This window comes from Roseixanthobacter liquoris, assembly GCF_043195135.2.
Taxonomy (GTDB): Bacteria; Pseudomonadota; Alphaproteobacteria; order Rhizobiales; family Xanthobacteraceae; genus NCEH01.
Window position 1 is genome coordinate 3959114 of sequence record NZ_CM195537.1, and the last position, 19431, is coordinate 3978544.

A 19431-nucleotide genomic window follows, 5' to 3' on the forward strand; every position below is an offset into this window, starting at 1 on the left:
CCCTCCGCGGGCGCCTTTTTATTGACCGGACAGGGCGCGCACGGCCAGGGCGGTGGCAGACGCGCGGTTTTCCACGCCGATCTTGGCGTAGATCTGCTCCAGATGCTTGTTCACCGTGCGCGGGCTGAGGCCGAGGATCTGGGCAATGTCGCGATTGGCCTTGCCGCGCGCGATCCACACCAGCACCTGTGCCTCGCGCTGCGTGATGGACAGCGCCCGCCGCAAGACTTCCTCGTCCTGGGCCGGGGCCTCCTCGATCACCCGCAGCAGGAATTCGCGCCCGCCGATCTGGCCCACATAGGCGAGCTTCAGCGTGCGGGGCGCATCGGCGCGGCGCGAAAGGTCGATCCCGTCGCGCTGTGCCGCGTCCGAGCTCTGGCACGCCTCCAGCCATAGCCGCACCGCATCCGGCAGCACAAACCCTTCGCCGGGCTGGGCGGGGGCGATCTGTGCCATCAGGCGGGTCGCCTGCGGGGTGCTCCAGAGCACCCGCCCATCCAGATTGGCGGACAACAGGAAGCGCCCGGCGGCATCCAGCGCCACCTGCGCGCCCTGGGTCTGGCGCGCATTGGCGAGATGCACCTTCATGCGGGCGATGATCTCGCTCGGCACGATGGGCTTGGTGACATAGTCCACCCCGCCCGCCTCCAGCCCCTGGACGATGTGCTCGGTCTCCGACAGGCCGGTCATGAAGATCACCGGCACATGGGCGAGCGCCTTGTTGGTCTTCAGCGCCCGGCAGGTCTCGAAGCCGGTCATGCCGGGCATGATGGCGTCCATCAGGATGATGTCGGGGGTGATCTGCTCCACCAGGGCGAGGGCGTTCGCGCCCTCCACCGCCACCAATACGGTGATGCCGGCCTCCTCCAGCGCGTCGGTGAGCAGGCTCAGGGTTTCGGGGCTATCGTCCACCACCAGGACGATGTCGCGTCGCTTGGCGCTATGCATCATCGCTGCGCAGACCCTCCAGCACGGTCATGTAACGGTTGAGATCGAAGCTGCGGACGATGTCGCTCATCTGCGCGACGAATTCCGCATGATCGGGGGATTCCTCGCCCAGCGCCTGGAGCTTCGCCTGGATGCCGCGCACGTAGCCGATGCGGCCGAGCTTCAGCAATTCGTCGATATGGCGGTTGGCGGGGGCGATGATCTCGCCGGGCGGCGGCACCGGCGTGGCGGGCGGGTCGCCGTCATAGGTCCATTCCAGGGTCAGCAGCCCGCGCAATTGTTCCAGCAGATGGCGCAGGTCCACCGGCTTGGCGATCTGCTGGTCGTGGTGGCGGCCCTCGACCTCGGGCCGGCCGGTGTCGCCGGCATTGGCGGAAATCATGATGATGCGCGCGCCCGGCGCCACCTTGGCGCGCAGGCGGCGGGCGACCTGCCAGCCGTTGAGGCCCGGCATGGCGATATCCAGCAGCACCAGGTCGGGCTGGATCTGCGCGGCGAGTTCCAGGCAGGCGACGCCGTCCGGCGCGGTGAAGACGACGAAGCCCAGCGGCCGCAGCAATTCGCACATCAGGTCCCGGTGGGCGGCATCGTCGTCCGCCACCAGCAAGGTGCGCGGTTCGCCGCGATAGCCGGTGATGCGCCGCTCGGCCGGGGCGGCGTCGTCCGGCGTGGAGACCTCCGACAGCAGCAGCCGGACGGCAAAGATCGAACCGCCCTGCGGCCCGGTCTTCAGGACGATTTCTCCGCCCATGATTTCCGTCAACAGCTTGGTGATGGTGAGCCCGAGGCCGATGCCGGCGGTATTATAGGTGCCGGCCCTGCCGCCCCGTTCGAACGGCTCGAAGATGCGCGCGCGGTCTTCTTCCGCCACCCCGAGCCCGGTGTCCTCCACCTCGAACTCCGCCACCTGGTTGCGGAACGAGACCCGCAGCGCGACGTGGCCGGCGGCGGTGAACTTGATGGCGTTGGACAGCAGGTTGATGAGGATCTGCCGCAGCCGCTTTTCATCGGTGAACACCTGCGGCGGCAGCCGCTCCGAGCGGGTGTGGCGGAAGTCGATGTCCTTGGCCTGGGCCTGCAAGCGGAACATGTCCACGATCTGATCCAGCAATTCGTGGATGCGCACCTTGTCCCGGTTCAGATGCAGGCGGCCGGCCTCGATCTTGGAGATGTCCAGCAGCCCGTCGATCAGGCCGGAGAGATGCTCGGCGCTGCGGCGGACCACGCGGATGGCATCGCGCCGGCCGGCGGGAATGGCGGTGTCGCGCTCCAGCAGCTGGGCATAGCCGAGGATGGCGTTCAGCGGCGTGCGCAATTCATGGCTGATGCCCACCACATAGCGGCTTTTCGCGAGATTGGCCGCCTCCGCCACCTCCTTGGCGCGCTGGAGCTTGGCGTCGGTGCGCTTGTGGGCCTCGATCTCGCGCATGAGAAGCGTCGTCTGGCGCTGGCTCTCCTCCTGCGCCACGTTGCGGCTTTCCTGCGCCAGCACGAACAGCCACGCCACCACCCCCACGACGATGATCAGGACGAAATAGACCGTCCACAAGGTGGTGCGGATCGCCACCCCATAGGCAGGGGATTCAAACGTGGCGTGGAAATAGATGATGGCGAGAATCGCCGCAATCAGCGAGGCGAGCGTCGCCAGGATCGCGATGTAATGTCCGACGCGCGAGTTCAGCCGCCGCACCGCCCAGCGCGGCAAGGTGGCGGCGAGGAAGGCGAGGATCTGGTCGGCGGCGCGCGCATCCTCCTTGCAGCGGTCGCGGCAGCGGGCATCGAGCGAGCAGCACAGGGAGCAGATCGGCCCGGCATAAAGCGGGCACTGGGCCATGTCCTCATGCTCGAACTTGTGCTCGCACACGCAGCAGCGGATCGTGCCCTTGCCGCGCCACTGCACCTTGGTCTGGCGGGCGATGTAATAGCGCCCCTTGGTGGCGAGTGCGATGGCCGGCGCCGCGAGGAACGACACCGCAAGCGCCACGAACGGCGCGAACGCCTGGAGCATGCGGCCGAACTGCCCGGAATAGGCCAGCACCGCCACCGCCGTGCCCAGCGCCACCGAGCCCACCCCCACCGGATTGATGTCGTAAAGATGGGCGCGCTTGAACTCGATGTTCGGCGGGGAAAGGCCGAGCGGCTTGTTCACCACGAGGTCCGACACCAGCGCCGCCACCCAGGCGATGGCGACGATGGCATAAAGCCCGAGGATCTCGTCCAGCGCCTTGTAGATGCCAAGCTCCATGAGCATCAGGGCGATGGCGACATTGAACACCAGCCACACCACGCGGCCGGGGTGCGAATGGGTGAGACGCGAGAAGAAGTTCGACCAGGCGATCGAGCCCGCATAGGCGTTCGTCACATTGATCTTGAGCTGGGAGATGATGACGAAAACCCCGGTGAAGGCGAGGGCCGCCTGTTGCGAGGGCAACATGGAACCGAAGGCGACCAGATACATCTGGGTCGGCTCGGCGGCATGGTCGAGGCCGATCCCGTGCTGGAGCGCGAGATAGGCGAGGAACGAGCCGATCATCATCTTCAGCGCGCCGGGCACGATCCAGCCCGGCCCCGCGGCGAGCAGGCTCACCCACCAGCTCAGCCGCCGGCTGCTTTCCCGGCGCGGCAGGAAGCGCAGGAAATCCACCTGCTCGCCGATCTGCGCCACCAGGGCGAACACCACGGTGGATGCCCCGCCGAACGCGAGCCAGGAGAAGCTTCCGTCCGCGGGCCCGAGCCGCCCGGTGAAATCCGTCCAGGCGGACAGATCCTCGCCATGGGTGAAGGCGATATAGGCCAGCGGAATGATGTGCAGCGCCAGCCACACCGGCTGGGTCCACATCTGGAACCGGGAAATGAGCGTGATGCCGTGGGTCACCAGCGGAATCACCACCAACGCGCTGATGATGTAGCCGAGCGCCAGCGGAATGCCGAAGCACATCTCGAGCGCCAGCGACATGATCGCCGCCTCGATGGCGAAGAACAGGAAGGTGAAGGAGGCATAGATCAGCGAGGTGAAGGTGGAGCCGATATAGCCGAAGCCGGCGCCGCGCGTGAGCAGGTCGATATCGACGCCGAATTTCGCGGCGTAGAAGCAGATCGGGAAGCCGGCGGCGAAGATGATGGCGCTCACCACCAGGATCGCGGCGATGGCATTGGTGAAGCCGAACGACAGGGTGATCGCCCCGCCGATGGCTTCCAGCGCCAGGAAGGAGATGGCGCCGAGCGCGGTATTGGCGACGCGGAACGACGACCAGCGCCGCGCGCTCTTGGCGGTGAAGCGCAGGGCATAGTCTTCCAGGGTCTCGTTGACGACCCATTTGTTGTACTGGCGTCTGATGCGAACGATCCGCTGTTCCCCGGCCATATGTTCCCCGTCCGGCCCCTGAATTCCCCTGCCGTCAAGCCCGGCCCGCGCCGAGCCTCCCCGCCTCACCGCCCGCCCCACTCCGCCTGACCGCACCGGCGGGACCGCCCGGCTGGCCGGGACCCGCCCGGCCATGACGCGCCGAGGCGATATCCCCAAGATAATTCATTATGCCACAGCCTATTTCTCGTCGGGTGGCTGAATTTATCGCGGCTGCGGGGGTGTTCTGACCAATCCGCAAGCATTTCCTCCGCCGCCACGACCAGTATTCAATATTCCCGTCTGCCAAGAGAGACGCGGGCGCGCCTGCACGTTGCGTGTACGCGCGCCCGCGCGCGCGAATTAAATAGCGTGGCGAAAAACCTCCCTGCCAAACCAATCATATGGGTTTCCCGGCGGCGCCATATACGTCAATCACCGTATTGCTGCGACGCATCATCCCCGGAACCATGGCGGACAAGCAGGACCAATTTTCCTGTGTTCGATCCGTAATGCGCTGGAGGGAACCTTTATGTCGGGTGGCGATGATCGCAACAGCAAGATGAATGCAACGCGCCGGGATGTCTTGAAAGGTGCAGCTGCGCTGCCTCTTGCTTCCCTTATTCCTGCGACGACGTTGTTCTCCGGCGTCGCCCAGGCTCAGGCCCCGGCGACCTTGGCTGTGAATACGACCGGACTTGCCGTGACCGACACCGAAGTCACGGTCGGCATCCTGCATTCCGTCACCGGCACCATGGCGATTTCCGAGACCGGTTCGGTCCAGGCCGAGAAGCTCGCGATCGACCAGATCAACGCCTCCGGCGGCATCCTCGGCCGCAAGATCAAATACATCCAGGAAGACGGCGCCAGCGACTGGCCGACCTTCGCCGAAAAGGCCAAAAAGCTGCTGGTGCAGGACAAGTGCGCCTCGGTGTTCGGCTGCTGGACCTCCGCCTCCCGCAAGGCGGTGCTGCCGGTGTTCGAGCAATATAACGGCATGCTCTACTACCCGACCTTCTACGAGGGACTGGAGCAGTCCAAGAACGTCATCTACACCGGCCAGGAAGCGACCCAGCAGATCATCGCCGGCCTCAACTGGGTGGTGAAGGAGCGCGGAGCGCAGACCTTCTACCTCCTCGGCTCGGACTATATCTGGCCGCGCACCTCCAACAAGATCGCGCGCAAGCACATCGAGAACTTCCTGAAGCTCAAGGTTGTGGGCGAAGAATATTTCCCGCTGGGGCATACGCAGTTCAATTCGGCCATCAATAAGATCAAGCTCACCAAGCCCGACGTGATCTACGCCATCATCGTCGGCGGCTCGAATGTCGCCTTCTACAAGCAGCTCAAGGCGGCGGGCATCGACCTGTCCAAGCAGACCCTGCTGACCATCTCGGTCACCGAGGACGAGATCCTGGGCATCGGCGGCGAGAATATCGCAGGCGCCTTCGCCTGCATGAAATACTTCCAGTCCCTCGACAATCCCAACAACAAGGCGTTCGTCGAGGCGTTCAAGAAGACCTATGGCGACAAGATCGTCATCGGCGACGTCACCCAGGCCGCCTATCTCGGTCCCTGGCTGTGGAAGCTCACGGCGGAGAAGGCGGGCTCGTTCGACATCGACAAGATCGCCGCCGCCTCCCCCGGCGTTGCCTTCGACAAGGCGCCGGAAGGCTATGTCCGCATCCACGAGAACCACCATCTGTGGAGCAAGACCCGCGTCGGCAAGGCCCGCCCGGACGGGCAATACGACGTGGTGTTCGAGACCTCCGAGCTGGTGGAGCCGAACCCGTTCCCCAAGGGCTATCAGTGAGCGGGCGCTGACCGCCGGGGCTGGCCCAACAGGCCCCCTCTCCCGCTTGCGGGGGAGGGCTGGGGAGGGGGCAGACGAAACTTCCCCTCTGGCCCCGCACGTTTCGGCCGGCGGCGGCCCCCTCCCTAACCCTCCCCCGCAAGCGGGAGAGGGAATATGGCAACGGATTCAATGGGGTGCTGGAATGTTCATGGGATATTCGCTCGGAGAACTCGGCTCCATCTTCGCCATGCAGGCGTTCGCGGGCCTGATCCTGTTCTCGGTCTTCGTATTGATGTCGCTCGGCCTCGCCATCATCTTCGGCCAGATGGGCGTCATCAACATGGCTCACGGCGAATTCATGATTCTCGGCGCCTATATGACCTATCTCACCTCGCAACTCTTCCAGACCTATTTGCCCGGCCTCTATCCCATCTATTTCTTCGTCGCGATGGCGGTCGCGTTCCTTGCCAGCGGCGCGCTCGGCATGCTGGTGGAATGGAGCATGATCCGCTTCCTCTACAGGCGCCCGCTGGACACGCTGCTCGCCACCTGGGGACTGTCGCTGATCATGCAGCAGGCGTTCCGCTCCATCTTCGGCGCGCGCGAGGTGGGGGTCGAACTGCCCGAGTGGATGATGGGCTCGCTCCCGGTCACCGACACCATCGAAGTGCAGATCAACGGCCTGTTCGTGATGGGCCTCACCACATTGATCGCCGGCGCGGTCTATCTGCTGATGTATCGCTCGCGCTGGGGCTTGCAGGTGCGCTCCGTGATGCAGAACCGCACCATGGCCGGGGCTGTGGGCATCAATACCGAGCGGGTGGACCGCACCACCTTCGGCCTCGGCTGCGGCATCGCCGGCATCGCGGGGAGCGCCTTCACCATGATCGGCTCCACCGGGCCGACGGCGGGCCAGCTCTACATCGTCGATACCTTCCTGGTGGTGGTGTTCGGCGGGGCCGCGAGCCTGCTCGGCACCATCGCCTCGGCCTTCACCATCTCCCAGGCCCAGTCGACCATGGAATTCTTCATGTCCGGCTCCATGGCCAAAGTGCTGACGCTCATGGTGGTCGTCGGCATCCTGATGGTGCGCCCCGAGGGCCTGTTCGTCCTCAAAGTCCGCCGCTGAGGAGCGCCACACATGCAAAGCGAAGCTTTCACCCTGCGCTCCAAGGACCTCGTCGGCGTGCTGATCCTGGCGGCCCTGCTGTTCGTGATCCTGCCGGCACTTCTCGAACCCTTCCGCCTCAACATGGTGGGGAAATATCTCACCTATGCCTTCGTCGCCGTCGGCCTGGTGCTGTGCTGGGGCAATGCCGGCATCCTCTCCCTTGGCCAGGGCGTGTTCTTCGGGCTCGGCGGCTATTGCATGGCCATGTATCTGAAGCTGGAGGCCTCCAGCCCGGAGGCGACGAAGATCCAGTCCACCCCCGGCATCCCGGACTTCATGGACTGGAACCAGATCACCGAGCTGCCCTTCTTCTGGGTGCCGTTCAAATCGCTCGGCTTCTCGCTCGCCGCCGTGGTCCTGGTGCCGGCGCTCCTCGCCCTGGTCATCGCGTTCGCCTTGTTCAAGCGGCGCGTGGGCGGCGTGTATTTCGCCATCATCACCCAGGCCATGGCGGCGATCGTGACGATCCTGATCGTCGGCCAGCAGGGCTATACCGGCGGCATCAACGGCATCACCGACCTGCGCACCCTGCACGGCTGGGACATCCGCACCGACAGCGCGAAGACCATCCTTTATTTCGTCAACGGCGGCCTGCTGATCGGCTGCATCCTTTTGTGCCAGTTCATCCGCCGCTCGAAGCTCGGCCGCATCCTGGTCGCCATGCGGGACAAGGAGGATCGGGTCCGCTTCTCCGGCTATGACGTGGCGAGCTACAAGATCTTCGTGTTCTGCTTCGCGGCCGCGCTGGCGGGCATCGGCGGGGCCATGTTCACCTTGCAGGTGGGCTTCATGTCGCCCTCCTTCGTCGGCATCGTGCCGTCGATCGAGATGGTGATCTATGCGGCGGTGGGCGGGCGGCTCTCCCTGCTCGGCGCGGTCTACGGCACGCTGCTGGTGAACTGGGCGAAAACCTCATTTTCCGAAAGCTTTCCGGAGCTCTGGCTGTTCGGCCTCGGCGGCCTGTTCATCGCCGTGGTGCTGCTCTTCCCCAACGGCCTCGCCGGCCTCTACCGCGCCTATGTCGAGCCGCGCATCGACGCGCTCTTCGCCCGCAAGCGCGGCCCGGGTGCCGATGCCGCCCCCGGCGCCGCCCCGACCCTGGCCGAGTGAGGAGCAAGACCCATGAACGCCGCACCCATCACCGACCAGATCGCCCCCGACTTCCTGCTCGCGGTGGAAGGGCTCACCGTCTCCTTCGACGGGTTCAAGGCGGTGGACGACCTGTCCTTCTACGTGGATGAGAATGAGATCCGCGTCATCATCGGCCCCAACGGCGCCGGCAAGACCACGGTGCTGGACCTGATCTGCGGGCGCACCAAGGCGACCTCCGGCTCGGTCAAGTTCAAGAGCACGGAACTGACCAAGCTGAAAGAATACGAGATCGTCCGCAAAGGGGTGGGGCGCAAGTTCCAGAACCCCTCGATCTATGACGATCTGACCGTATTCGAGAACCTGGAAATCTCGTTCCCGCGCGGCCGCGGCGTGCTCGGCGCGCTCGCCTTCAAGCGCGATGCGGAGGTGCGCGAGCGTGTGCAGCACGTGGCCGAGACCATCTTTCTCGCCGACCAGCTCCACCGCAAGGCCGAGTTCCTCAGCCACGGGCAGAAGCAATGGCTGGAGATCGGCATGCTGCTGATCCAGGACCCCGAGCTCCTGATGCTCGACGAGCCGGTGGCCGGCATGAGTGTCGCCGAGCGCAAGAAGACGGCGGAACTGCTCAACACCATCATCAAGGACCGCTCAGTGATCGTGATCGAGCACGACATGAAGTTCGTCGAGGACATCGCCCACAAGGTCACGGTCCTGCACCAGGGCAAGATCCTCTCGGAAGGATCCATGGCCAAGGTGAAGGCCGATCCGAAGGTGATCGAAGTCTATCTCGGCCATTGAGGGGGCGAAAACATGCTCGACGTTTCCAACCTCGTCGTCTCCTACGGGCAGAGCGAGGTTCTGCACGGCCTGAATTTTACCGTCGCGCCCAACGAGATCGTGGCCGTCATGGGCCGCAACGGCATGGGCAAGACGACGCTGATGAAATCGCTCATGGGCGTGGTGCCCACCCGCTCCGGCAAGGTATCGCTGGCTGAGAGCGAGATCACGGCGCTGAAGAGCTATGAGCGCGTGGCGAAAGGCATCGCCTATGTGCCGCAGGGCCGCATGATCTTCTCCGCCATGACGGTGGAGGAAAATATCGAGACCGGCCTCGTTTCCTCCGGCGCAGCAAAGGTGCCCGGCGACATCTACGAGTTGTTCCCGGTGCTGCTGGACATGAAGCACCGGCGCGGCGGCAATCTCTCCGGCGGGCAGCAGCAGCAGCTTGCGATTGCCCGGGCGCTCGCCACCAAGCCCAAGGTGCTGCTGCTGGACGAGCCCACCGAGGGCATCCAGCCCTCCATCATCCGCGAGATGGCGCGCACCTTGAAGCGCATCCGCGACGAAAAGGGCCTCTCCATCGTGGTGTCGGAGCAGGTGCTCTCGTTCGCCCTCGACATCGCCGACCGGGTGCTGGTGCTGGAAAACGGCGCCATCGTCCACGAGGACCTCCGCGCCGACATCGACGAAGCCAAGGTGGCGAAATTCCTGTCGGTGTGAGGCTGCCGCCTCGCCCCATCCATCCGCCCAAAATTCTCCTTTTCGCCCAAGAGACTCAAGCAAGCTGGGAGCTGTCCATGGCCGATACTTTGATTAAGGTCGATCTCAACCAGTCCGCCTATGACAACGACATGGTGCACAATCGCTGGCACCCGGATATTCCCATGGTGGCCTGGGTGAAGCCCGGCGACGACTTCATCGTCGAGACCTATGACTGGACCGGCGGTTTCATCCAGAATAACGACAGCGCCGACGACGTGCGCGACATCGACCTGTCGATCGTGCACTTCCTCTCCGGGCCCATCGGAGTGAAGGGGGCCGAGCCGGGCGACCTGCTGGTGGTGGACCTGCTGGATATCGGCGCCATGCCGGACAGCCAATGGGGCTTCAACGGCTTCTTCTCCAAGAAGAACGGCGGCGGCTTCCTGACCGACCATTTCCCCCAGGCGCAGAAATCCATCTGGGATTTCAAGGGCATGTTCACCTCGTCCCGGCACATTCCGGGGGTGAATTTCGCCGGCCTGATCCATCCGGGCCTGATCGGCTGCCTGCCCGACCCCAAGCTCCTGGACACGTGGAACAAGCGCGAGGTGGACTTCATCGCGACCAACCCGACCCGCGTGCCGCCGCTCGCCAACCCGCCCTTTGGCCCCACCGCCCACATGGGGCGCCTCACCGGCGAGGCCAAGGCCAAGGCGGCGGCCGAGGGCGCCCGCACCGTGCCGCCCCGCGAACACGGCGGCAATTGCGACATCAAGGATCTCTCGCGCGGCTCGAAGATTTATTTCCCGGTCTATGTGGACGGTGGCGGCCTCTCCATGGGCGATCTGCACTTCTCCCAGGGCGACGGCGAAATCACCTTCTGCGGCGCCATCGAGATGGCCGGCTGGGTGCATCTGAAGGTGGATGTGCTGAAGGGCGGCATGGCGAAGTACGGCATCAAGAACCCGATCTTCAAGCCCTCGCCCATCACGCCCAACTACAAGGACTATCTGATCTTCGAGGGCATCTCGGTGGACGAGGCCGGCGGCCAGCATTATCTGGACGTCCATGTCGCCTATCGCCAGGCCTGCCTCAACGCCATCGAATATCTGAAGAAATTCGGCTATTCCGGCGCCCAGGCCTATTCCATCCTCGGCACCGCGCCGGTGCAGGGGCACATCTCCGGCGTTGTGGACATTCCCAACGCCTGCGCCACGCTCTGGCTGCCCACCGAGATTTTCGACTTCGACATCAATCCAACCGCGGCGGGACCGACCAAATTCCTGGACGGCTCCATCGACATGCCGCTGTCGCCCGATTTGTGATCGCGGACGCGTCACCGGCCGGGGCGTGCGCGCCCCGGTCTCCCGCGAGGAACGCCAGAAACGAGGGCGACATGCCGGTCTATGATTATATGTGCGACGCCTGCGGCCCCTTCACGCAGACCCGGCCCATGAGCGAATACAACCATCCCCAGGCCTGCCCGGAATGCGCGGCCTCTTCGCCCCGCGCCATCCTCAGCGCGCCGCGGCTCGCCAATATGGATGCCGGTCGCCGCACCGCGCTTTCCACCAATGAGCGCAGCGCAAACGCGCCGATGAGCGTGGGCCAGTTCGCGGCGACGCAGGCTTCATCCAAGCACGGCCCCGGCTGCGGCTGCTGTTCGGGCAAGATGAAAAGCCGCACCAAGACCGCGCAGAACGGCGCCAAGAGCTTCCCGTCCGCGCGCCCCTGGATGATCAGCCATTAGGCCGGTGCGAAGCGAAAAGCCTCAGTGGGCGGATTGCCCGATGGGCGCATAGCCCTCCTCGCCCGGCAGAGGATCGGCCTTGCCGCGAAAACCGGTCGCCAGAACATAAAGTTCCGCCGAATCCGCCCGGCTCGCGGCCGGCTTGAGGTGCTTCACGGAGGTGAAATCCCGCTTCAGGTCCGCGAGCAGAACACCTTCGGTGCCGCCCTGGATCACCTTCGCGAGGAAGGTGCCGCCGGGCGCCAGCACCTGCCGGGCGAATTCCACCGCCAGTTCGACCAGGGCGACGATCTTGATATGGTCGGTCTTCTTGTGGCCGGTGGCGTTGGCGGCCATGTCGGACATGACGATATCCGCCCGCCCGTCCAGCAATTCCAAGAGCCGCGCCGGGGCCTTCTCGTCCAGGAAGTCCAACTGCTCAAAGATCACGCCGGTCACCGGCTCCATCTCCAGCAGGTCGATGGCGACGATCTTGCCGCGCCCCTCTTCCAGGCCGATCTTCTTCGCGGCCACCTGGCTCCAGCCACCAGGGGCGGCGCCGAGATCGACGATGCGCATGCCCTTCTTGAGCAGGTGCGCCTTCTCGTCCATCTCGATCAGCTTATAGGCCGCGCGCGAGCGATAGCCCTCCCGCTTGGCGCGGGCGACATAGGGGTCGTTGAGCTGCCGTTGCAGCCATTTCTGCGAGGAGGTGGTGCGGCTGCGGGCGTTTTTCACGCGCACTTTCAGCGGCCGCCCATCCGGGCCCCGGGTTGGATTGGTCACGCGATGCTCCTATTGGGACCGATGGCGACGCCAGGCCCCGTCCGCCCGCATCAACTGCACCAGCATGCCTTCGCGCAAGCCCCGATCGGCGACGCGCAGCCGATCCGTGGGAAAAGCCTCCCGCACGGCCTCCATGATGGCGCAGCCGGCGAGCACCAGATCCGCCCGCTGCGCGCCGATGCAGGGGTTGGAAACCCGCTCCTCGAACGACATGTCCACGAGGCGGTCCACCACCTCATTGATGTCGCGGGCATGGAGCCAGGCGCCGTCCACGCGGGCGCGATCATAGCGCTCGAGACCGAGGTGGATACCGGCGACCGTCGTCACAGTTCCCGACGTGCCGAGCAAATGGATGCGGCCCGGCGGACGCACGCCCCAGCTCTGGCGCACGCCTTCCAGCATATCCAGGACTTCGTCCACCATCTTGATGAACAGCGCGCGGGACACCTTCACGCCGCCATGGCGCTCGGCCAGCGAGACCACGCCCACGGGCATGGAGGCCCAGGAGCGGATGCGGGCGCGCGGCGGCCCGTCGTCCCCCGCCGCGCGGCGGCCGAGCCAGACCACTTCGGTCGAGCCGCCGCCGATATCGAACAGAATGGCGCCGTCGCAGCTCGGGTCCACCAGCGGCGCGCAGCCGGAGGCGGCAAGGCCGGCTTCCGTGCGGCGGTCCACCACTTCCAGCACAAGGCCGGTGCGGCGCTCCACCTCGGCGCAGAAATCGGCGCCGTTCTCCGCCGCCCGGCAGGCTTCGGTCGCGATGATGCGGGCGCGCGAGACACCGCGGGCGGCGATCTTGCCGGCGCATACTTCCAGCGCCGCGATGGCGCGCCCCATGGCCGGAGCGCCGAGGCGCCCGCTGCCCGAGAGCCCTTCGCCCAGCCGCACGATGCGGGAGAAGGCATCCACCACGCGGAAATTGCGGGCGGTGGGACGGGCGATCAGCAGGCGGCAATTGTTGGTGCCGAGATCCAGCGCGGCATAGATGCGGTCGCAGGAGGGCACGGCCTGCTGGCCCTCCCCCACATGGGCGTGCGCGGAGGCGGGATCGGGCGCCGCCGGGCCGCGCGGGTCCTCGCTTTCCTCGGTGCCGCAGGCCTCGTCGGCCCGTGCGGGGCCGCGGCTGCCGGCACCGGCCGGCCGCTGATCCGACGCCGGTCCCGCGACCTTCGGCGCGGAGCCCCATGCGGCACCTAAGGCCTCATCGCGCCGTCCCAGGGCCTGAGCCGGAACGGTTTGCGGGCGAGGGGCCTGCGCGGGAAAGATCGGCGCCGCATCGGCACAGGGCCCGGCGCGCGGGTCCGCCTCGGGGCACTGATCAAGCACCGCCGGTTCCGCCATATCCCCGCCGAAGGCGGTGCGGATCGAAGGAAAGCAAGGCTCCGCCTCGCTCTCCTGGCAAGAGCGCTCCGGGTCCCTCTCGGACCCGTGCGTCTCGTCCCTCATCTCAAACCCCTCGCCGCCCTGCGCCCGCGCCGGTTTTCAGCTTCGCGCGCCTGCGGTCAAAATGTCGCTTCGGCACGAAGTGTAACACCGGGCGAGGAAGGCGCAATGCGCCTGCCCTGCCGCGCGGCGGAGAAAGGGGGGCGGCGCCCTATTCGGCGGCGCGGCGGCCGGTCAGATCGAGCGTGAGGCCGGTGGCCAGCGCATCCGCCCGGAACGCCTTGACCGCGTCCAGCGACAATTCCTCGGCGGTCCTGCTGCCGAGGGCGGGGAGCTTCTTCAGCACGTCGGCCGGCGCGGTGATGATGTGGCAGCCGAGGCGGTCCGCCTCGATCACGTTCCACACCTCGCGGGTGGAGGCCCAGATCACTTCCACGTTCGGCGTCGCGCGGGAGAGTTCCACCGCTTTCGAGATGGCGGGCACATAATCGATGCCGAGATCGGCGAGGCGGCCGGCGAACACGGAGATGATGGAGGGCGCGCCGCCCGCCAGGGCCGCGACGCCCAATTCCACCTGCGGCACGGCGAAGATGGCGGTGAGGTTCACCTTCACGCCGTCCTGCACCAGGTCGCGCACCAGATCGTACAAAGTCTCGCCGCGCGTGGTGGAGACCGGCAGCTTCACATGGACGTTCTCGCCCCAGGTGGCGATGACGCGGGCCTGGGCGCGGATTTCGTCGATCTCGTCGGAGAACACTTCAAAGGAAATATGCCGGTCGGGCACCGCCGCGACGAGGTCGCGGGCATAGGCCTCGTAATCGGAAACGCCGGCCTTGCGCAGCAGGGAGGGATTGGTGGTGAAACCGGCGATATGGGCCTGCTTCGCCATCTCGACGATCTGCGCCTTGTCGGCACCGTCGGTGAAAAGCTTCACCTTGAGATCAGCGAGCGTCACGGCCATGGCTTGTTCTCCCGTCGCGTTTTGCCGCTTCCTATAGCGCGCGCATGCGGCCGCGTCACGGACGAAGGCGGCGGCGTCCGGGCACGAAAGGTGCGCCTTTTTGGCCTCGAAACGGGCGCCGCGCGGCCGCCAATTCCGAAAAATGTTTCACGTGAAACAATGACTTGGCGCGGACGAACAGCGGTTTCGTGAAGCTCTACACCGGCTTTTCGGCCGACCAAACCGCCCATTCGGGCAACGTTCGCTTCAGATGAATCCGCCCGACCGTCCTTCCTTCCGGCGACGGACCCGGAGGGCGGGCGGCAGGGACCCGCGCGCCCTGCCCGAGCCCGATCCCCTCCACATGCGCTCACCGGTTCGGCGAAAGCGGCGCCGCCATCAGGCCGAGACGGATCGCGCCGGGCGGAAGGGCGCTTGCGGCCGGCAGGGCGATGAGGCTGTCCGCGCCGGAGCGGGCGAGAACGCGGGCCTCCGCCGGCGGCGGGCCGGCGATGCGCGCCAGGGTCAGGTCCGCGCCGGAGGAATCGCCTTCGTACCGGGTGAGGATCAGCGCCTGGGGCGGCGCCTCGGCCGCGCGCAGCAGCGGAACACCGGCGGCGATGCGCACGCCCTCCGGCAAAGCCAGCCACCACGACCCGCTTGCCGGCAGGACCGCGGCATCGGCTTGTCCCGCCGCCAAAGCGTCGAGCGCCTTGGCGGGCTCGGCGGCGCGCGCTTGGGGAATGGCGGCGCCGAAATAGGATTGGGCAAGGCTTGCCTGGTCTGCGTCCCCGGCCACGGCGACTCGGAAATCCGGCTTCTGCTGAAGGATCGAGCCGGCGATGATGGCGGTCCAGACCTGGACCAAGGTCTGCGGCGTCTGCGGCCCCGCGTTGCGCTCCATCAGCCGGCGCAGCAGCGCGGCCTGCCGGCCCGGCCGGAACACGGGGCCGCCGCCGCTGGCCTTGCCGGCGCCCACTTCCGCGACAATTCCCGCCCGCGCATTGAGCAGCCCCAGCAGTTCGCCGTCCACGCGGTCGATCTCCGCCCGCAGGACGTCCAGCGGGCGCGGCGCCGCGGCGGTCTGCGCGTTCGCGGCGCCGATCGCGAGAAGAGAGAAACACAGAGATAAAACAGGGAGATAGCGCGCACGCATGACAGCCGGCCTCGGTCCGCGCCGCAGCGGCGCTAACGTTTCATTGACCAAGCCACAGGATCGGCCGGCCCGGCAAGCCGCAATGCGTCGGCTGGAAAGAGTCCGGAAACTCCCGTGCCGCATCGTGCTGGCGTGCCTGTGGGGCAGGGACGCGCGGTGGATGCACGCGGGCAGATGCATGCGGCCCCTGCGTGCGGTATTCCGCTCGGGCAGGCGCATGCGGCGCGAAGAGGGTGTGATGGTTTCTGCGGATCTGGTGCAGCGGATGGCGAAGAAGGCTCACGCGGCCGCGCGGGCCCGCTATCCCTTGCTGGAGCCGTGGGATCTCCTCTCCCCCGAACGCCGCGCCTATCAATGCCGCCTCATGGGCCAGGCGCTCTCGGCGCTGACCGCCCACGACCTGCTCGACCTGCTGGATGCGGTGCCCGAGGTGATCGCCTTGCCCGCCGAGCCGAGCCCGTTCGCGCTCGCCGAATTGCAGGAAGCCGCGATCGGCGACAATGGCACGGTCAGCGATGCGCGGCGCCGCTATCGCTCGCTCCTGGCCATCGCGGCCCGGCCGCTGCGCCTGCGGCGCGCCGGCCAGCCCACGCCCTGAACGCTCAGGTCCGGCCCCTCAGCCGTCCCATTCCTGGCGCGCCACGAGCCGCGCCTTCAGGCACGCCAGCCCGCCGATCATGCCATAGCCGCCGACGCTGCCCGCATAGGCATAGGTCACATTGTGGTCCTTGTGCAGGAAGGTGCCGGCAAGCCCGACCAGTTCGCCGGCCCGGGCGGCCTCCAGCAGGCGCTCCAGTTCCGCGACCACGGTCGGGTTCGGCGTCGCGGTGGGGGGCAGGCTTGCCCCGCGCAGGCTGATGACTTTCTCGGACATGGCCGGTCTCCCTGTTTCGCACGATGCAAGAAGCAAGGGCCGTGCCGACGCAGAAAGGGCGACCCGAGGGCCGCCCTTTCGCTGGTTTCGTCGATTACGACCGGGACGATGCCTGCGGCCCGTGCTGACGGCGCAGGCTTAGGCCCGCAATGGCGCGCCGGTCAGCGCTTCACGGTGCCGGGCACGCTGGCCTGGGTCCCGCTGGCCTGGGTCCCGCTCGTCGTGGTCCCGCTTGTCGTGGTCCCACTCGCGAGGGTCCCGCCGGTCTGCGACGCCGAGGTCTGCGCCGTGCTCCCCTGGCCAAGGCCGGAGGAAAAATCACGCACCCGCAGATTGTTCTGCACGTGACGGACACCGGAAACCTGTTCCGCCACATCCTCGGCCCGGCGGCGCTGAAGCCGGTCGGCCACAGTGCCGGTCAAGGTGACCTCGCCGCCGCTGGCCGTCACTTCGATGTCGGAGGCATCCACCTGCCAGTCGTCGGTGAGACGGTCGCTCACATCCTCGCGGACCCGATCGTCCGAGCGGGAATAGTTCTTGGGGCCACGGCCGCGATACTCGTCCTCGCGCCGGCGCCGCTCCGCCGCTTCATCGCCGAACCAGGACGAAACCTCGTCGGTCGCCCGGTCCCAGAGGCCGCGTTCCTGATTGCGGTCCGCGTCGCGGCCGAAATAGCCCTCGCGGCCGTAGGAGCCGCGTCCGGTCTGCTGCGGGCCGGACAGGCCCCACTCCTCGCGCCCCCAGTCGGGCCGGCGCATCTGCCGGTCACGGGAAAAGCGAGAAGGCTCCTCGTCGCGCGCATGGCCGTAGGAGAAATCGGAGCGCGGATAGGTGCCGCCGCCGAAATAATGCTCCTCGCGGGCGCCCTGCCCACGCGTCTCCTGCCCGCGCCCGGACCCGTAATCCTCATAGGGGCCGCGCCCATAGTCGCGGTGGGGGCCGGAGCCGTAATCCTGGTAGCGATCCTGGTAGCGGCCGCCCTGCTCGCGGGCGCCGGACGGGTCGCGCCAGCCGGGGCGGTTGCCATAGCTGGATTCCGACGAGAAATAGCGCTCGCCGCCGCGCCCGTAATCGTCGCGATAACCCTGGTCTCGGCCGCGCGCGTAGCCCTCGCGGTCAGTGCCGCCGCGCGGTCCGCTGCGGAAGCTGTCCTCGTTGCGCCAATCGGAGCCGTATCGATCGTCATTACGGTGCCGGTCGTCTTCGGCGCGCCAGTTCTGAGGCATGCATTCCTCCTGCATTGGAATTTTCTTCCCCTCTCAGAAAAACAGCGCTCCGCCGAAGAGGTTCCGAGAAACAGCAGGGACATTGCCTAAATGAAATGCAATTGCCTCAAGTTCTTGCATGCCCTGTGCAAGGCAAACGCGAGCGCGGCCGAAAGTCTCGGGCCGGTCTGATCGCGCTTTGTCACACCGTGGCGGGGCGCGCGACCTGGTGCCCGACCTCGAACAGGCGCCGATAGCGCGCAATTTCGCCCGCCGGCCCCATGGCCTTGGTGGGATTGTCCGAGAGCTTCACCGCCGGACGGCCGTTGGCGGAGATCACCTTGCAGACGATGGAGATGGGATCCAGCGCCCCGTTCGGCGCAAGGCCGCGGAAATCATTGGTGAGCAGCGTGCCCCAGCCGAAGCCGAGGCGCATGCGCCCGGTGAAGCGGGCGTGGATGCGCGCCACCTCGTCCACGTCCAGGCCATCGGAGAAAATCGCCAGCTTCTCGCGCGGGTCCTGGCCGCGCGCCTTCCACCAGGCGATCACCTCCTCGCCCCCCTCGATGGGGTCCTTGCTGTCGATGCGGATGCCGGTCCAGCCGGTCAGCCAATCGGGCGCATGGGCCAGGAACCCACTGGTGCCGTAGGTATCCGGCAGCATGATGCGCAGGTTGCCTTCGTAATCCTCCTGCCAGTCCGCCAGCACCTGATAGGGCGCGCGCAGCAAAGCTTCGTCGGTGCGGGCGAGGGCGGAATAGACCATCGGCAGTTCATGGGCATTGGTGCCGGTCGCCTCCACCTCGCGCCGCATGGCGATCAGGCAATTGGAGGTGCCGAGGAAGCCCTCGCCCAGCCCTTCCATGAGCGCCTGCACGCACCAGTCCTGCCAGAGATAGCCGTGACGCCGGCGGGTGCCGAAATCGGCGACGTTCACCGGCCCGAGGGCCTTGATGGCCTCGATCTTCTCCCACACCCGCGTCATGGCGCGGGCATAGAGGATCTGAAGCTCGAACTTGCCGAGATCCTTCAGCACCGCGCGCGAGCGCAATTCGTTGATGATGGCGAGGGCCGGGATCTCCCACATGGTGGTCTCGACCCAGGGGCCCTCGAACACCAGTTCGTATTGCCCGTCCCACTTTTCCAGGTGGTAGGCGGGGAAGCGGAAGCCCTCCAGCCACGCCACGTAATCGGGCGAGAACATCTGCCGCTTGCCGTAGAACATATTGCCGCGCAGCCAGGTGGACTCCCCCCGCGTGAGGCTCAGCGAGCGGACGTGATCCAATTGCTCGCGCAGGGCGCCGATGTCGATGATATCGGCGAGGCGCACCCGGCTGGTGCGGTTGTGGATGCCGAACGTGACCTTGACATCCCGATGCCGGCGAAAAATCGTCTGCCCCATCAAGAGCTTATAAAAATCCGTGTCCAGCACGGAGCGGACGATGGGGTCGATCTTCCAGGTATGATTGTAAACGCGCGTGGCTATGTCGGTCATGGGAGTCCCGAGGCGGCGGACGACTGCTATAC

Annotated in this window: 17 protein-coding genes; 8 read left to right on the forward strand and 9 right to left on the reverse strand. The window is 66.4% G+C overall.

Annotated features, from left to right (window positions below; all coding sequences use genetic code 11):
• Window positions 1-18 precede the first annotated feature (18 nt).
• Together V5F84_RS17945 and V5F84_RS17950 are read right to left on the reverse strand one after the other, a co-directional pair.
• Complete coding sequence (locus V5F84_RS17945; protein WP_394041476.1) at window positions 19-951, reverse strand: response regulator; 933 nt, start codon at window positions 949-951, stop codon at window positions 19-21.
• Window positions 941-4312, reverse strand: coding sequence for a hybrid sensor histidine kinase/response regulator (locus tag V5F84_RS17950; RefSeq protein ID WP_394041477.1), 3372 nt, complete (start codon window positions 4310-4312; stop codon window positions 941-943). Before V5F84_RS17950 ends, V5F84_RS17945 begins: the two co-directional genes overlap by 11 nt.
• A gap of 511 nt (window positions 4313-4823) precedes the next feature.
• On the opposite strand from V5F84_RS17950, the gene urtA reads away from it, so the two are divergent.
• The 7 genes from urtA (at window position 4824) to V5F84_RS17985 (ending at window position 11581) form a co-directional block, all read left to right on the forward strand.
• Entirely contained in the window at window positions 4824-6104 is a 1281-nt protein-coding gene (urtA, locus tag V5F84_RS17955) for an urea ABC transporter substrate-binding protein (protein WP_394041479.1), read from the forward strand.
• A gap of 184 nt (window positions 6105-6288) precedes the next feature.
• Window positions 6289-7215 (forward strand): urea ABC transporter permease subunit UrtB, encoded by a 927-nt coding sequence (gene urtB / locus V5F84_RS17960; RefSeq protein ID WP_394041480.1) that lies wholly within the window; start codon window positions 6289-6291, stop codon window positions 7213-7215.
• 12 nt (window positions 7216-7227) lie between these two features.
• Window positions 7228-8367, forward strand: coding sequence for an urea ABC transporter permease subunit UrtC (gene urtC, locus V5F84_RS17965; protein WP_394041481.1), 1140 nt, complete (start codon window positions 7228-7230; stop codon window positions 8365-8367).
• A gap of 12 nt (window positions 8368-8379) precedes the next feature.
• A complete protein-coding gene (gene urtD / locus V5F84_RS17970; protein WP_394041482.1) occupies window positions 8380-9147 on the forward strand; it encodes an urea ABC transporter ATP-binding protein UrtD in 768 nt (255 codons plus the stop codon).
• Between the two features lie 12 nt (window positions 9148-9159).
• The gene (gene urtE / locus V5F84_RS17975) at window positions 9160-9849 is read left to right on the forward strand and encodes an urea ABC transporter ATP-binding subunit UrtE (RefSeq protein WP_394041483.1); all 690 of its coding nucleotides are present in this window, start codon (window positions 9160-9162) and stop codon (window positions 9847-9849) included.
• Window positions 9850-9926: 77 nt separating this feature from the next.
• Entirely contained in the window at window positions 9927-11156 is a 1230-nt protein-coding gene (fmdA, locus tag V5F84_RS17980; protein ID WP_394041484.1) for a formamidase, read from the forward strand.
• 71 nt (window positions 11157-11227) lie between these two features.
• On the forward strand, window positions 11228-11581 hold the full coding sequence (locus tag V5F84_RS17985) for an FmdB family zinc ribbon protein (RefSeq protein WP_394041485.1): 354 nt from the start codon (window positions 11228-11230) through the stop codon (window positions 11579-11581).
• A gap of 21 nt (window positions 11582-11602) precedes the next feature.
• Here the strand turns inward: V5F84_RS17985 and V5F84_RS17990 are convergent, their stop codons facing one another.
• The 4 genes from V5F84_RS17990 to V5F84_RS18005 form a co-directional block, all read right to left on the reverse strand.
• The gene (locus V5F84_RS17990) at window positions 11603-12346 is read right to left on the reverse strand and encodes an RlmE family RNA methyltransferase (RefSeq protein ID WP_394041486.1); all 744 of its coding nucleotides are present in this window, start codon (window positions 12344-12346) and stop codon (window positions 11603-11605) included.
• Window positions 12347-12355: 9 nt separating this feature from the next.
• Window positions 12356-13672 carry a Ppx/GppA phosphatase family protein gene (locus V5F84_RS17995; RefSeq protein WP_394041487.1) on the reverse strand — a complete coding sequence of 439 codons (1317 nt, stop codon included), beginning with the start codon at window positions 13670-13672 and terminating at the stop codon, window positions 12356-12358.
• 268 nt (window positions 13673-13940) lie between these two features.
• Entirely contained in the window at window positions 13941-14690 is a 750-nt protein-coding gene (locus tag V5F84_RS18000) for a transaldolase family protein (protein WP_394041488.1), read from the reverse strand.
• A 349-nt stretch (window positions 14691-15039) separates the two neighbouring features.
• Window positions 15040-15825: a chorismate mutase gene (locus V5F84_RS18005; protein WP_394041489.1), complete on the reverse strand. Its 786-nt coding sequence runs from the start codon at window positions 15823-15825 to the stop codon at window positions 15040-15042.
• Window positions 15826-16063: 238 nt separating this feature from the next.
• Between V5F84_RS18005 and V5F84_RS18010 the strand changes: the two genes are divergently transcribed.
• Window positions 16064-16423, forward strand: a complete 360-nt coding sequence (locus V5F84_RS18010; protein ID WP_394041490.1) for a hypothetical protein — start codon at window positions 16064-16066, stop codon at window positions 16421-16423.
• 18 nt (window positions 16424-16441) lie between these two features.
• Here the strand turns inward: V5F84_RS18010 and V5F84_RS18015 are convergent, their stop codons facing one another.
• From V5F84_RS18015 to pncB, 3 genes are all read right to left on the reverse strand, one after another.
• Window positions 16442-16699 carry a hypothetical protein gene (locus tag V5F84_RS18015; protein WP_394041491.1) on the reverse strand — a complete coding sequence of 86 codons (258 nt, stop codon included), beginning with the start codon at window positions 16697-16699 and terminating at the stop codon, window positions 16442-16444.
• Window positions 16700-16860: 161 nt separating this feature from the next.
• Window positions 16861-17925, reverse strand: coding sequence for a BON domain-containing protein (locus V5F84_RS18020; RefSeq protein WP_394041492.1), 1065 nt, complete (start codon window positions 17923-17925; stop codon window positions 16861-16863).
• A gap of 181 nt (window positions 17926-18106) precedes the next feature.
• Window positions 18107-19399 carry a nicotinate phosphoribosyltransferase gene (pncB, locus tag V5F84_RS18025; protein WP_394041493.1) on the reverse strand — a complete coding sequence of 431 codons (1293 nt, stop codon included), beginning with the start codon at window positions 19397-19399 and terminating at the stop codon, window positions 18107-18109.
• Between the last annotated feature and the right edge of the window lie 32 nt (window positions 19400-19431).

Coding starts and splice junctions, on each gene's coding strand:
- V5F84_RS17945 (WP_394041476.1), bottom strand. CDS start 951: ATGATGCATAGCGCCAAGCGACGCGACATCGTCCTGGTGGTGGACGAT.
- V5F84_RS17950 (WP_394041477.1), bottom strand. CDS start 4,312: ATGGCCGGGGAACAGCGGATCGTTCGCATCAGACGCCAGTACAACAAA.
- urtA (WP_394041479.1), top strand. CDS start 4,824: ATGTCGGGTGGCGATGATCGCAACAGCAAGATGAATGCAACGCGCCGG.
- urtB (WP_394041480.1), top strand. CDS start 6,289: ATGTTCATGGGATATTCGCTCGGAGAACTCGGCTCCATCTTCGCCATG.
- urtC (WP_394041481.1), top strand. CDS start 7,228: ATGCAAAGCGAAGCTTTCACCCTGCGCTCCAAGGACCTCGTCGGCGTG.
- urtD (WP_394041482.1), top strand. CDS start 8,380: ATGAACGCCGCACCCATCACCGACCAGATCGCCCCCGACTTCCTGCTC.
- urtE (WP_394041483.1), top strand. CDS start 9,160: ATGCTCGACGTTTCCAACCTCGTCGTCTCCTACGGGCAGAGCGAGGTT.
- fmdA (WP_394041484.1), top strand. CDS start 9,927: ATGGCCGATACTTTGATTAAGGTCGATCTCAACCAGTCCGCCTATGAC.
- V5F84_RS17985 (WP_394041485.1), top strand. CDS start 11,228: ATGCCGGTCTATGATTATATGTGCGACGCCTGCGGCCCCTTCACGCAG.
- V5F84_RS18000 (WP_394041488.1), bottom strand. CDS start 14,690: ATGGCCGTGACGCTCGCTGATCTCAAGGTGAAGCTTTTCACCGACGGT.
- V5F84_RS18005 (WP_394041489.1), bottom strand. CDS start 15,825: ATGCGTGCGCGCTATCTCCCTGTTTTATCTCTGTGTTTCTCTCTTCTC.
- V5F84_RS18010 (WP_394041490.1), top strand. CDS start 16,064: ATGGTTTCTGCGGATCTGGTGCAGCGGATGGCGAAGAAGGCTCACGCG.
- V5F84_RS18015 (WP_394041491.1), bottom strand. CDS start 16,699: ATGTCCGAGAAAGTCATCAGCCTGCGCGGGGCAAGCCTGCCCCCCACC.
- V5F84_RS18020 (WP_394041492.1), bottom strand. CDS start 17,925: ATGCCTCAGAACTGGCGCGCCGAAGACGACCGGCACCGTAATGACGAT.
- pncB (WP_394041493.1), bottom strand. CDS start 19,399: ATGACCGACATAGCCACGCGCGTTTACAATCATACCTGGAAGATCGAC.